The organism is Streptomyces sp. Y309, assembly GCF_056712025.1.
The window spans coordinates 1-13,319 of record NZ_JBWYAE010000004.1 but is presented as its reverse complement, the minus strand read 5'-3'; the positions used below and the strand labels follow the sequence as shown (position 1 = coordinate 13,319).

Sequence of the window (13,319 nt, the reverse complement as noted above, 5' to 3'; positions counted from 1 at the left end):
CAGCCATGGGATTCCTCAACCTCCGCGCACTGCGCTGGAAGATCGCTGTCCTGACCGCGATCGCCTGCTGCGCGGTCGCCACGGTCGTCGGGCTGCTCGTCCACGAGGCGACGGCCGAGCACGGGCAGCGGGCAGGGCGCGATCGGGCGGCCGACCAACTGCACGCAGCAGAGCTGGAGTTTGCACGCACGGACGAGAGGCCGCAGAACGCCGAGCTCATGACCCCAAACGAGGTGCCGGAGCCCCTGGCACGCGCCCTGGCGGACAGGCAGCAGGCCGATGCGTACGCGACCTGGTACGACGTGAAGGAGCCGAACTGGTACTGGCTGTGGGCCGCCGTGCCCGTCGGCGACCGGGTGCTCGCCGTGCGCACGGACATGAGCGCCGAGGTGCGCAGCCTCCAGCTCCTGGACCGCAGCATCATCAAGGCGGTGCTCGCCGCGCTCGTCGTGGTCGTCCCGCTCGCCGCGCTGGCCACCGAGCCGATAAACCGGCGGCTGCGCCACGGTGCCCGTACCGCGCGCAGCATCGCTGGTGGTGATCTCGACGCCCGGATCGGGCGCCGCGGCCGGGCCCGTGACGAGATCACCGAGATGTCCGCCGCCATGGATGCCATGGCCGCCACCCTTCAGCGGAAGCTGGAGTCGGAGAAGCGCTTCACCGCCGATGTGGCACATGAGCTGCGTACTCCCTTGATGGGGCTGATCACCGCTGCCGGGCTGCTCGACGATGACGACGAGGCTGCGGGGCTGGTGCGGGAGCGGGCAGGGACCCTGCGGGCTCTGGTCGAGGACCTCTTGGAGATCTCCCGCCTCGATGCCGGGGCGGAGCGGGCGAGGCTCGACGAGGTGCCCCTGGACGAGCTGGTCACCGATGTGGTCCGGCGCGGTGAGGGCTCTGAGGGTGGGGACGGCGGTACGGAGGTCCTGGTCGAGAACGCGGAGGTGGTGCGCACCGATCTACGCCGGGTGGAGCGCATCGTCACCAATATCGTTGCCAACGCGCACAGGCACGGTGCGGCGCCCGTCGTAATCACAGTCACCGGCTCACGGATCGCCGTGCGCGACCACGGGTCCGGCTTCCCTGCGGATCTGCTGGCCGCCGGGCCTCAGCGCTTCCGGACAGGGACCGCCGAGCGCGGGCGCGGGCACGGTCTCGGGCTGACCATCGCGCTCGGCCAGGCTGAGGTGCTCGGTGCCCGGCTGCTCTTCGCCAACGCGCCCGACGGCGGGGCGGTCGCCACTCTTGAGCTGGGCCAGGCCCCGGCGGTCACCTAGAACCCCCAGACGCCCGCGAACAGACTCCGCCCAGTCAGCCCTGACGGTGACCGGAACCGTCGCCGTCCGGCTGCCGGGGAACTGCCGGTCCGGCAACATTCAGCGTCCCACTGACACACCCCATGTCAGAACCACTGACATTTCCATGTCGGACGACAGGTTCTTCTCGTTCCAGAGAGGCGTAGGTGCCGTCGGTGAGACCTGGCTGAAGAACCGGAAGGTCCGCGGCGCCGGAGCCCTGGCGAAAGCGATCGCTGGAGCTGGTCAACAAGGGCCCGGTGATGCTGCTGGTACCGCTGGCAAGGCACGCGCTGGCAGTTCGCGAAGACGACGCTGTCCTGTGGGCGGCCGGCGAACTCGCCGACCGGCGATTCCGGCCTCGCCTGGAAGCCGAGCAACAGCCTCTACTACACCGCTCTGATGGTGCAGCTCCTGCGCTTCCTGTACGAGGCCGACCTCTAGCGGAGCCCTGGTCGTTGGTGTGGAGATTCCGCTCATCACATCCACCCCGGGACTTCGTTGGTTTGTACTCTGTCGTGCCCAATGTCCCGTACGCCTGACGACGTGAGATCAACTCGCCGTGGTGGAAGCTGGGTTGATTCAAGCAGGCCCCTGCTCGCCCTGGCGCATCTGCGTAAGAAGACGAGACGCTCGCCCAGGTGACAGGAAGTTCGGGGTCTCCACGACGACGGTCTGGCGGTACGTCGATGAGGCCCTCGAGGTTCTCGCTCCTGGGTGCACTGCCTGCCCGAGACCTTCGTCGGACTGGGTGAGGGCGACTCCGTCATCGTTGACGGCACCCTCATCCCCACCGACAGGGTGGCCGCAGACGAGCCCTGCTACAGCCCGAAGCGGCCCCACCCGGACGTCGGATAGTCAGTCCGGGCGGGGCAGGGCCTTGCGCGGGGTCTAATGGCGCCTCCCGGGCGCGTGCCCCTTGGGTCTGTCGCGGCAGCATGGGACACCGCGTGATGCGGTTGCGGTTCAGGTGGCGTGCGGCCAGGCGCGCATCAAGGCAGCGATCCTGGCGGTGGTACATGCGGGGTCCCGAAGCATGTCGCGGACTGCGACGGCATCGTCGCGTGTGGGCTTGACCGGGATTCCGGAAGCCTCCAGGTACATCACGCCCGTCGCTGCGGCGACGGCCATGTTGGAACGCTCCAGCCAGCGACAGCGGCCAAGAATGTGCACCAGGGCGGCGGCGCGGGCGTACGGCCCGTCGTAGATGGGAGTGTCCAGTAGTTCGGCCCGGTGGCAGGCGACTGCAGCCACTGGCACCCCGTAGTCGTCAGGGGCGGGATCGCCCGCGCCGGCGGTCTCCGCGACTTGCAGGATCCAGGGGACGTCGATGTACAGGTCCATTACGCGGCGTGTGCCTCTGAGGAGCGGCGGTCTGCGTCTTCAGCCTCGTCGAAGACAACCTGGTGCTCGTCGAGGAAACGCCGCGCGGCGTCCAGCCCTCGCTGCCGCATGCCGTCGGCGTCTTCGCGCACGAGGCAGGCGAGGTAGTCGCCCAGGCTCAGACCGCGGTCCTTGGCCCGGGCCTTGGCCAGACCCAGAGTCTCTTCGTCGAGGCGCGCGCCCAGTTGTGGTTTCGCCATCCTCTGATGGTAACAGGTGTTACCGCGTGCGGGGCATGATCGCAGGTCGACCGCTCAGACCGCACGGGCGCGGAATGGAAGGCCGACGCGGACATCGGCAGGCTGGGGCCGTCCGACGAACTCGGCGTAGGCGGACGGCAGCGCTGATCACCGCTTTCACGATCAGCGTGGACCAATGAGGGCAGCCCTCTGCCGACGCCCACTCAGTCGGCTGCGCCATCTTCACCAGGCAATGGCCGAGGTAAGCCCGGGCGGGAAGCCCCTGGCCGTTGAAGCTCCGATGAGATCAACACAATCGGCGTAGATATTTGCATGCCGGTCGGAGTTAAATCTGCCCCACACCGCCTCGCCACGCTGGCCAAGACGACATGATCCACTTCCGCGAGCCAGTAGCGCTGTCGGTCTGCCACCCTCCTATAAGGAGTCAGAGGGCGGTACGCGAGTTGATGTCCGTTTCGCCCTTTCGGGAGGGACAAGCATGCTGGCCGCGGCGTCGCCGGGTTACGGTCGCGGCTGGGTGAACAGGCCCTGTTCGGTCTCGGTCAGGATTCCGCGCTCGGTCAGCCGCTTGAGTTTGAGGCGGGTGTTGTTGATGCTGCCACTGCTGTCCATCCGCTGCAGAGCCCCAGACCTCAAAAAGGTGCTTCCCCGTGCGCCTGCACTGTATGGACCATCGCGACCACGGCGTGATCAATCGGCTCTCGCGATGTTGATGCTGCGACCACCCGCCAGCCGATCCCTGCGGATGGCGAGGTGGCGACGAATCTGGGTGACCCGTCGGGCGGCGTGGGCACGCGTGCTTCTGACTCCATAGCGCACTCCTTGGACGACCAGTGGTGCGCACGAACGTAGCTCGAAATCTGACGATACATCAGTAGTAGTCCCAAGGGCCCCGTGTTCATTGCTTCAGAGATCGCCATATGCATTACCATCCATGACGGGCAGCAACCCATGGTGTGCACTCAGCGATGCCACGGGGAAGCCATAGGCAGTGCACAGGGCAGTGCCCACGCGCGCGGGCCGCCCGGGAATGAGCCGGGTGCTGGCTACGCCACTCGCATTGAGCATGCGTTCGAGCGCCACGCTGGACAGGGCAACGAACTGTCTCACGCCATGGGCTGCCGCGTAGTGACCCGCCGCAGCCAGGAGGGCGAGCGGGATAGTGCCGAGCCCAGGCCTCCCTTGCCTGAGTCCGCCGCGGACTGACGTAACCAGCCGGCTGATCTCCCAGGCGTGGGGAGAACGCGTGGTCGGATGGCCACTGAGTACGGGTTGGAAAGCAGCAACATCACGCAGCATGTGAGGGCCAGTGGTGGGGAGCAATCGCAGGCAACCCAGCACAGTGTCGCCAGGTTGGCACACCACCAGGACATATACGGGGTTGAGTTCATCAAATTCGTCACGTTCGAGACCTGACACGTGCCGGACGTCCCACCCAAGTTGCCGGTGTAACACCTCGTATCGGAGCCGGTGTATCTGCTCCATTAACGCAGGGGTAATTCCATGGTCACCGGGACGGCCGACCAAGACGTGCTTCACGGCAAGCTCCGAGTTGGATAGGGCAGGACAGCTTTTCACTTACGAAGGGGGGCGGAACGCTGTTGCCGCGCGCGTGGCTGACCGGGCGGCATGTGCCGATCCAAGAAGCGAGGAAGCCCCTGGCGATGCGTGGTCACCACAGCGCAAGCCAGGGGCGAGCTGCACCCCACGCCCCGCAGCACAGTGATTTCAGAACAGCAGCAGGGCTGGTTGGTCACTGAAGAACGGTAACCGTGGTGACGTAGGAACTTCCTGTTACGCCCGCGTGCGTCCCGCAGGCTCGAAGGTGGTGAACGGGGCTCCCTAGAAGTGCGGTGCTCGCGAGGGTTGCTCCATCGAACGGCCCACTGACTTTTCCGTGGGGGCCGAGGACCCCAATTCCCGGAATGTTCTCAAAAATATTGCCCACCGGAATATCCTCCTGCATGCTATTCCTCATGGAGGTGCCGTCGTCGAGGTGCCAAGTCACCGTGCCCTTCAGTGATCCGCTGACAGCAAGACACGAGCTATCGGGAAAGGATCCCATATAAGAGTCCGAATAGCCGACGATGCTACGCCCGTTCGTTGCCGACTTATTGCCCCTTACGTCCACGCAATCACCTGAGCTGGACCCGCTCACGATCACATTGCGCGGACTGTAATTGATGCCGCGCGCACTATCCCTGCCATCGGCGATGGAAAGGGTGCCGGACGGTCTACACGTCACAGCCGTTAATGAACTCGCTGTGCTCGACTCGGCAGCACTGGCAGGGGTAAGGCCAACTCCCCCCAGAGAAACCACAGAAAGTACCGCTGCGAGGATGAAAGTAGGCTTGCCATTCTGGCGGTGATTCAACGGAGCTCCTCAAAAATAGAAACGCCTTCCCGTCCCATCAGCCCGAGCGGGAAGACGCCGGGAACGGCTATATTCACTCAAGATACACGCCCCGTCCCCGATTCAATTGGTGAGACCTATTCGCGGAGTGGCGTGGCTCGGGCCCTTGATCGTCAGGACTGCATTGCTCGATAGTCTGATTCTTGCGAAGACGTCGGAGTGGGTATGCAAGTTGATAGGAGATTTGTCGCCACCTGAACGTATGGGACTGCGGTATCCCAGCCGGCCGGCGGGCTCGGGCGTGCTGGGCTGAACACCGTGAGTGAGCGCAAGCCCTACAAGACAGACGTGCCCGACGAGCAGTGGGCGCTGATCGAGCCGGTGATCGCCGCGTGGAAGGCCGCGCACCCCTCGGTCAGCGGCCACCAGAGCCGGTACGAGATGCGGGAGATCGTCAACACGCTCCTCTACCAGGGCCGCACCGGCTGCCGGTGGCTGCGCGGCGCTCGTCGTGTGGCGACAGCAGCTGATATCTGGTCGGCAGGCTTTCCGTGGCATCCGTGGCATCCGTGTTTTTGTCCGGATCGGCGTGGCCCGGGCCTGCTGCTGTAGTCCCGGCCCTTGCCTGGAAGCCGCTCGGTGGGAGGTGCGTCAGTCGTTGGAACCGTATGCCAGCTCCTGCCGGCGCGACTGACCGCCCTGCTGCAGATAAGGCGCAAACCATCGACGGAACGAAATGAGCCTGCCGGGGCCTGCCGGGGAGCCGTGGAAGAGACCGTGATCACCGCTGACCATGCACACAATGAAGAGGCGGCCCGGCATCTGAAGTTTGTTCCGCCCACCGAGTCGTACCTGCCAGGAGTCCAGGAGCCCCGGGCCGGGTGGGTGATGCCATGCTGGACCAGCTGCTCTACGCAAACGTGGACGGATGCCACCAATGCCGGACGGTGTTGCTCGACCGCGTCGCGTATGACGCAGGGGGCGACGCGCAAACTGGTGGACTGGGCATGCTGGATTGCGTCCGAGGTGTACGGCGGGCTGCCCGCAGAGCTCGTGGACGAAGACGCGGCGACGGATACCCCTTTCCGCCCCTCGGCCACCTTCCGCTGGCTCGCCGCGCAGTACCACAAGGGGACGGGCCAGCGACGCCGTGTACGACGCGCGTGAAGCTGCGCAGCGCCGGGAGGACGCGGACACCACTGTCGCCCTGGTCGCCGGACTCGATGTGTGGCTGGTCGGACTTCCTCTACCGGTGACCTGCCCCCTGCCAGACCTCGCCCGGCGCGCGACGCGATGGGCGCTTCATGTGTCCGCTGTTGATGAGGCCACCACCGCCCTCCCCTGCTGTTCACCAGCGCATGCCGAGGGCGTCGAGGTCAGTGCGGCGTTGGGTGGTGAGTTTGTTGGCGCGGCGGCGGGTGTTGGTGATCCACATGCCCAGGGCGATGGGGACGGTGTCCTCGGGGGTGATTTCGCGCCCGGTGGCGGCGGGTCCGGCGAGGCTGACGGGTACTTCCTCGATGTGTTTGCGGGGCACGTTCAGGTGCCCTTCGCGTGTGTGGAACTGCCGTGCGGCGGCCATGTTGAGCATCCACTTGTCGTCCTGTGTCCGCCGTGTAGGCCGTTCGTCCTCACCCGCTGCTTCCACGCCGAGGACGTGTCCCAGCAGCCACTGCTGGGCGGGCAGCAGTTCCTCGAAGCCGAGTCGCTGCGCCGCCACCCATCGTCCCAAATCCTCGCCCTGGACGACGACTTCACCCGCTACGGCCGGTACGCTCCCACCAGCCTTGACGTGCATCTGGACGAGGCGGAAGGCGCGCTGCCAGCCGATGTCCCATACCGGGCACCAGCCGGGATCGATCTCTTCCAGTGCTTCGCGCCGCGAGAGCGGCAGCGCGCCGGCCTCCGAGCCGACGGGCAGGCCGGCTGCGCGCCGCTGCTCGAGTTCGTCGGCGAGTTTGGCTGCGGCGCGCTGTGCCTTGGCCCAGTTCCCCACGCGGTAGCCGTTCCATACCGCGGTCGCCGGGGGCAGGAAGTGGCCGTGCTCCGCGGCCCACTCCCGCGCAGCGGCGAGGCCTTCCTCAAACGCGATGCCCTGGTGCGACCAGACCATCCCCAGCGCATCGAGCTCGGCGATCCGCTCTCTATCCAGGCGTCTCGTCTTGTTGGCTTTGCGCTGCGTGGCCAGCCACACCCCGAGCGGGAAGCCCGCGGGCGACCACTCCGGCGGGGTGATGAAGTCGTAGGGCACGCGCAGTTGGCCGGTGCCGGTCTCTTTCACGTACCGGGCTGCGGCCTCGATGCCGCGCCGCCAGTATTCGTTCTCCGGCTCCACCACCCGCAGCCTGACGAACCGGGCCAGCTGCGCGGGATCACGCGGGGAGGAGAACTTCAGCAGCTCCCGTGCCCCCGCGCTCACCGGATCCGCCGGTTCGCTGGTGTCCTGCCCCTCGACGTCATCAACAGCGTCGGCAAGACCACCTCGCTGCGGATGCTTCTCGGGCTGGCGTGTCGCCCTGCGGGAAGCACGACTGTCCTCGGCTCCGGCCTCATCCTGCTCATCCCAGCTCCCGCTGCGCGGGCGGGAGTCGGCGAGGGCCTCGATCGTCTCCGTGTCGTGCGCGCGGAGCGCTTCCAAGATTTTGGCCAAGCCGCCGTAGCCGGGAGAAGTGAGCATGTCGTCGGGGTTTTCGTCCTCTGCGAGAAATACCGGGACGACAAGTGAGGCGATTTTCCCCTGCCCTGGCTGCATTCGAAGTGCCCGGCCGATCATTTGCACGATATCGACCATCGAGCCGCGCACATCGCAGAAGGCAACCGAGTCCGCGATCGTGTCGACGCCTTCGCCGAGCACCTTGACCGAGGCCAGTACGCGCAAGGCCGCGGGCAGCAGCTCCCGCTCCCCACCGGCCAGACCCGCACTCGTGCCGTCCTGGCGCTTGTCCGCCTGGTGATCGATGACGCCGGAGCCGAACTCCTCAAGGACAGCGCGCCGGTGGGCGGGCGGGTGATGGCCGTACAGCCAGGAAGCCCACACCCGATCCGGATGCGGATACCTCTGCTGATCGCCCTCCCACAGCTGCACGGCGGCCCCCGCAATGCCCGCCGCCATCGCTTCCGCCTCGGCCACCCGCGAGTGGAAGGTGAGCACCTTGCGCAGGTTCTCCTGCGCCGCCGCGGTGAGCACCCCGGCCTGCAGTGCGGCCAGCCGCGCCCCCCGCACCCGCTCCGTGCCTGAACCCAACTGCGCCCGGCGTCCGTACTCGGGGTCGCGGATGTCGACGCACACCACTTGATAGGGCGCGATCAGTCCCCGGCTGATCGCCTCGGACAAGCTCAGCTTGTAAGCGACGGGCCCGAAGACGGGGGAGTCCTCGCTCATACTCGCCACCAGCCTTGGGGCCGTACGCCCTTCAGCCGCCTCCCACACCCGCGGCGTCGCCGTCATGTACAGCCGGCGCGCCGCGGGGATCTTCTGCTGGTCATGCACGGCCGCCCAGGGCTTGAGCCCATCCCCGCTGGTGCGGTGCGCCTCGTCGACCACCATCAGGTCAAACGCACAAAGCCCGGCGGCGTGCGCGCGCTGAAGGACACCCACCGACGCGTATGTGGCGAACACCGTCACCGTGCCCAAGTCCCGCATCCACGCGATGAGTTCCCCCACATCCGTGGTACAGGGCACGCCCTGGGATTCCTCTGCGCGCAGTGAGCACACTCCGACCACCGCCCCGCAGCGGGCCGCCGTCGCGCCGCCAGGCGGCCGCGGTCTGCACGAGCAGATCCCTCGTGGGCACCAGCACCAACACCCGCCGCGCGCCGAGCCGTTGAGCGGTCACGGGCGGCGATGAGGGTCTTGCCGGAGCCCGTGGCGGCGATGCACTGACACCGAAGGCCCTCCGCGGCAGGTGTCCGTCGGGGCGACTGCAGGGCCCGTAGCACCGCGTCGACCGCCTCGACCTGATGCGGCCGCAGAACCTGCACGGAGGCCCGCTCAGACGTCTTTTCTTCCTGCAAACCTGTTGGCATTCACGCCTCCCGCGGCGGGCTTCCCTGCTGAATCCAGCGAGGCCGGATAGTCGAACAGCTAGGAACGTGCGAATCTGAGTGTGTTTGTCCTTGGTCTGTATGGGGTGTCCTTGGGTGGGTGTAGGTGTCTGGTCTGGGGTGTTGTTGCTGCCGGGGTCATCGGTGTGACGTGTTGCCGGGACGGGGAGGTGCAGAGGTGCTGGTCAGGTTGGTGCAGATTCCTGAGTGCGGGGCATTTTAGTGGCTGGGCCGTAATTGGGCGGGTATTTCTCTGAATTCGTGTGTGTGTCCTGGCAGTTGGCGGATCGTGCCTGGTGGGGGAGGGGGACAGGGCGTTGATGCCGGGGGTGAGGGCATGGCCGGGACGGAGCTCTTCCCTGATGTCGGCGATGTCGCGATGGTCGCCTGGGGGATGTGGGTGATGTCCCGCTGGTGCCCAGGGTGTTGGGGCGTGAGCAGGCGGTGTCCCGGGTTGCTGGCATTGGAGGAGCGTGGGGAGCTGGACGCGGAGCATGTGCGGCTGATCGCTTCCTCGGTGGGTGTGTCGCGGCGGACGGTGCGGCGGTGGCTTCAGGCCGGCCGGCAGGGGCGTACGGGGCCCGTCCAGCGGACCGTTTCCGGATCACGGACGAGTTGCACGGTCGGCTTGCGGCGTGGTGCGGGAACGCGGCCGCGGTGCACCGGGATCTGGTGAGGGAGACCGAGCGGGCGCGCGCCGAGGGCAAACAGGTGCCGGATGTGCCGTCGTTGGCCACGTTGCACCGGGCGATCCGACTGGGCCTCAATCCTGGGCAGCGCGCGGCCCTCTTGGTCGGGAGCGGGTCCGGCGGCGTCACGATGTGCATCTGCGGCGCCCGAGACTGTGGCGAATGCCTGCGGGGAGGGGGAACCACAAGCATGTGCCGGTCGAGATTTTGCTGGACGGCGAGTTGGTGTTTCCGTGGGTGACGTGGTTCATTGACTGCGCGACCGGCGCGGTCCCGGGCGCGGCGATCACCCCGCACCAGCCCTCGAGGGACGCGACTCGCGGCGTTTCGGATCGCGCGGGTAAGGGATACGGACCTGGCGGGCCCATACGGGCCGATCGGTGGTCTGCCCTCGCCGGTGCGGACCGACCGCGGCGCCGACTTCCTGTCGCACAACCATCTCCGACGCGTTGGGGCACTTCGCGGTGCCGGTGCAGGACCTGCCCGCCTACCGGCCGGACTTGAAGGGGGGAATCGAGAACCTGAACCGGTGCGCGCAGAAGATGTTCTTCGCGCGCTGCCCCGTTACACCCACGCCCTCTCCACGCGGCTGCGCCCCGGTGCCCGCAGCAAGGATGCGACGAGGCGGCGCCCCTGCCTTCGCCGAGTTCGTGCGTCTGCTGCTGGAGTGGATCACCGAGCACATTTCGCAGGCTCTCGACGCCCCCTCACGCCGCTTGAGGCGTGGCGGGCCGACCGACCCCGATCGAGGACGTGGACCGCTGTCTGCTGCACCGGTTCACGCCTCGCCGACGACGGCCCGCATACGCACGCTGACCGCGAGCGGGGTGCGCTGAACAAGCGTTATTACGTGGGGGAGCGGATGCACGGGCGAGGCGGAGGTGGGATTGAAGGTCCGCGTCCGTTTCATCCGCACCACGACCACGAGATCGAGGTGTTCGAGGCGGCCTAGGGGAAGTACCTGGGGCCGGCGCACCCGTCCGATGAGGCCACCGATGCCCAGCGCAAGGCGCACCGTCGGCGCAAGGCGGCCGAGAAGCGGCGCCTGGCCCGGGCGCTGGCCGCCGCCTCACGCCATACGCGGGACAGGTACGCGGCGGTCACCGGGCCGAAGTGCACCAGCAACTGGGCTGGTTGAGCGCAGTGGAGGCCGAGCGGGAGCGGCTCGCGGATGCGGCCCAACTCGCGCTGCCCGATCTCATCCGCCCGCTGTGCCGCCCGGATGACTGGGCCACTCCGGCCGCACCGCCCAGGTGCTGCGCGGCTTGTAGCGCCTGGGCCGCGAGCAGATGGACCGCGAGGTGGTGCGGTGGACCTTCAGCCACCTGGGCAACAATTGGCCGCCTCGGCGAGGACTGATGTGCCCGGCCGCGCACCCGTACCGCCCCCGCCCCGCGCGCCGTCGGCGTGCCCCGGCCCGTGCCAGCCTCGACGTGGGGCTTCTGCTGGGCCTCGGTACTACCTGTCGCTCAGGGCGGCCGAGACCGTTGCGTTGCCGGTGTTCGAAGAGCTGGCGCGCGGTATGGAGCAGGCCGCCGACCAGCGGGCGATCATGTGCCTGTCCGGCAATGCCGGAGCCGGCAACACCTTTCGCCCTCGACCGGCAACACCTTCGCCCTCGACGTGGTGTTCGCCGCAAAAGCCCCGGCCCGCCCGCCGCGCGCGCCTGGGTCGCCTGGTGCCCCGTCCCCCGTTGGCCCTGCGCTCGGACCTCGCCGACACCCTGAACCTTCCGGCGCGGCCGAAGGATCCAGGGGCCTTCGACGCGGCCCTGCGCGAGGTCCTGGCAGCCCGTGACCATCTGCTCGTGGTGGACGAGGCCCAGCGTCTGGACGCCGCCTGCTTCGAGTACCTGCGCTACCTCTTCGACGACCCCCCACACCCGCCTCTCGATCGTCCTGGTGGTCGGCGAGCGCGGCCAGGCAGTGCTGCGCCGCCAGAAGATGCTTGCCTCGCGTACTGCCGTGTCGCTGACGGTGCCGCACCTCACCCCCGCCGACGTCGCCCAGGTGATCCCTCGCTCCCACCCGCTGTGGCGCCACAGCGATCCCGACGCTCTCGAGCGGCTCGATGCCCGCTGGTGCCACGGCAACTTCCGCCGCTGGGCGCAGGCCACGCACCACGCCCTGCGTCTGCTGCGCCAGGCTCCCGTACCCCGCGGCGCGCCCTACCCGCTGCTCGAAGACGTCCTGGACGCTACCTTCCCGCCGCGAGAGGAGCCCCTCAGGTGAGCGCCCGGATCGCCCCACGGGCTGGGCCGGTAACGTTGATCTGCGACCCGGACGACGACGCCACCCGGACGCGCATCGCCCTGGCCGCTTCCAGCCCGGCTGCCGGATGCATCGCGGTGGACACCGTTCCCGGTAGCACCGCCTGCAATGGCCGGGGACATCCTGCGCGCCCTGGACGTGACCGGTCACGGGGCGACTGTTTCACCCGCCGTGGCCACCGAGCCCGCCTGGCGGGCCGTCACCTGCTGGACGGACATCCTCGCGATCCGTCAACTGACCCTCCTGCGCGCTCATTTGCTCACCCCGCCACGGATCCGGCGCCTGGCCCTGCGTGAGAAGACGGGAATCTCCCTCGGTCCCTAACGTGTGGCACCCCGAGCACGGCTCGCCCGACCATCCGCCCGGCGTCTGCTACGCGATCCCGCCTCGCGCCCGCCCTGTCTTCGCCGCCGCCCGCTCTTTTCGCCGCATAGGCCACGCCGCGGACCACTTCCCGCTGTTCGAGCTCTCCTTCGGCCACCGCCTCAATGCCCTCGCCCAGGACGCGGTGCACCCCATCCCCGCACTCACCCACCCGCACCTCGGACCCGGCCGCCGAGGGTGCGCTTGCCCAGGTGCTGCTCACCGTGCACCTCGTCCGGGTCATGGCACGCGCAGGCGACCTTCCCGAGCCGTGACCCCGGCACCCTGCAACGCGAACCGATCTCGCATTTTCTATGCGGAAGTCGCATTGAGAATGCTAGGTTGGGGTTCATGATGAGTACGGAGGAGCTGCTCAGGCTCACCGTGACGGCGCTCATGACCCGGGCAGGGGAGCGTCAGAGCGCGCTGGCTGAGGGGATCGGTCTGGCGCAGGCGCAGGTGTCGCGGAAGCAGACCGGCAAGGCGCACTGGACCCTGGATGACTGCGATCGGCTCGCCGCGCATTACGGGATGTCGGTGCTCGATCTGCTGGCCGGTCCCACGCACGCGGTGACGGCGCTGTCCGCTGACCGCGGCCCTGCGCAGGCCTCGTTCCCGCTCGCCGTAGCGCCCGCAGCTCCCGCACCGGAGCCGGTGTCGGTGCCGCGCAGCGAGGCCGTGGGCGGGCCGTGTGTGCTGTGCGGGCAGATGGCCACGGACGC

Annotated in this window: 9 protein-coding genes and 2 pseudogenes; 6 read left to right on the top strand and 5 right to left on the bottom strand. The window is 68.0% G+C overall.

Going from position 1 to position 13,319, the window contains the following annotated elements:
• The first annotated feature begins 5 nt into the window (after nucleotides 1-5).
• Entirely contained in the window at nucleotides 6-1,277 is a 1,272-nt protein-coding gene (locus AC0KTA_RS40530; protein WP_481056964.1) for a sensor histidine kinase, read from the top strand.
• Nucleotides 1,278-2,261: 984 nt separating this feature from the next.
• Here the strand turns inward: AC0KTA_RS40530 and AC0KTA_RS40525 are convergent.
• The 3 genes from AC0KTA_RS40525 to AC0KTA_RS40515 form a co-directional block, all read right to left on the bottom strand.
• A complete protein-coding gene (locus AC0KTA_RS40525) occupies nucleotides 2,262-2,639 on the bottom strand; it encodes a fic family toxin-antitoxin system, toxin component (protein ID WP_481056963.1) in 378 nt (125 codons plus the stop codon).
• Entirely contained in the window at nucleotides 2,639-2,878 is a 240-nt protein-coding gene (locus AC0KTA_RS40520) for a hypothetical protein (protein WP_481056962.1), read from the bottom strand. The genes AC0KTA_RS40525 and AC0KTA_RS40520 overlap by 1 nt, the downstream gene beginning before the upstream one ends.
• A gap of 906 nt (nucleotides 2,879-3,784) precedes the next feature.
• Nucleotides 3,785-4,363, bottom strand: a complete 579-nt coding sequence (locus AC0KTA_RS40515) for an acyl-homoserine-lactone synthase (protein ID WP_481056961.1) — start codon at nucleotides 4,361-4,363, stop codon at nucleotides 3,785-3,787.
• A gap of 1,186 nt (nucleotides 4,364-5,549) precedes the next feature.
• Between AC0KTA_RS40515 and AC0KTA_RS40510 the strand changes: the two are divergent.
• Nucleotides 5,550-5,726: pseudogene (locus AC0KTA_RS40510) on the top strand (transposase); the annotation flags it as partial.
• A gap of 853 nt (nucleotides 5,727-6,579) precedes the next feature.
• Here the strand turns inward: AC0KTA_RS40510 and AC0KTA_RS40505 are convergent.
• Nucleotides 6,580-8,856 (bottom strand): helicase associated domain-containing protein, encoded by a 2,277-nt coding sequence (locus AC0KTA_RS40505; protein ID WP_481057197.1) that lies wholly within the window; start codon nucleotides 8,854-8,856, stop codon nucleotides 6,580-6,582.
• Complete coding sequence (locus tag AC0KTA_RS40500; protein WP_481056960.1) at nucleotides 8,853-9,257, bottom strand: DEAD/DEAH box helicase family protein; 405 nt, start codon at nucleotides 9,255-9,257, stop codon at nucleotides 8,853-8,855. The genes AC0KTA_RS40505 and AC0KTA_RS40500 overlap by 4 nt, the downstream gene beginning before the upstream one ends.
• Nucleotides 9,258-11,135: 1,878 nt before the next feature.
• Here AC0KTA_RS40500 and AC0KTA_RS40495 point away from each other — a divergent pair.
• From AC0KTA_RS40495 to AC0KTA_RS40480, 4 genes and pseudogenes are all read left to right on the top strand, one after another.
• Nucleotides 11,136-11,774: pseudogene (locus tag AC0KTA_RS40495) on the top strand (hypothetical protein); the annotation flags it as partial.
• On the top strand, nucleotides 11,758-12,195 hold the full coding sequence (locus tag AC0KTA_RS40490; RefSeq protein WP_481056959.1) for a hypothetical protein: 438 nt from the start codon (nucleotides 11,758-11,760) through the stop codon (nucleotides 12,193-12,195). The pseudogene AC0KTA_RS40495 and the gene AC0KTA_RS40490, both read left to right, overlap by 17 nt.
• 147 nt (nucleotides 12,196-12,342) lie before the next feature.
• Complete coding sequence (locus tag AC0KTA_RS40485; protein WP_481056958.1) at nucleotides 12,343-12,558, top strand: hypothetical protein; 216 nt, start codon at nucleotides 12,343-12,345, stop codon at nucleotides 12,556-12,558.
• Between the two features lie 390 nt (nucleotides 12,559-12,948).
• Nucleotides 12,949-13,319, top strand: a 371-nt coding sequence (locus AC0KTA_RS40480; protein WP_481056957.1) for a helix-turn-helix domain-containing protein, incomplete at its 3' end; no start/stop codon positions are given.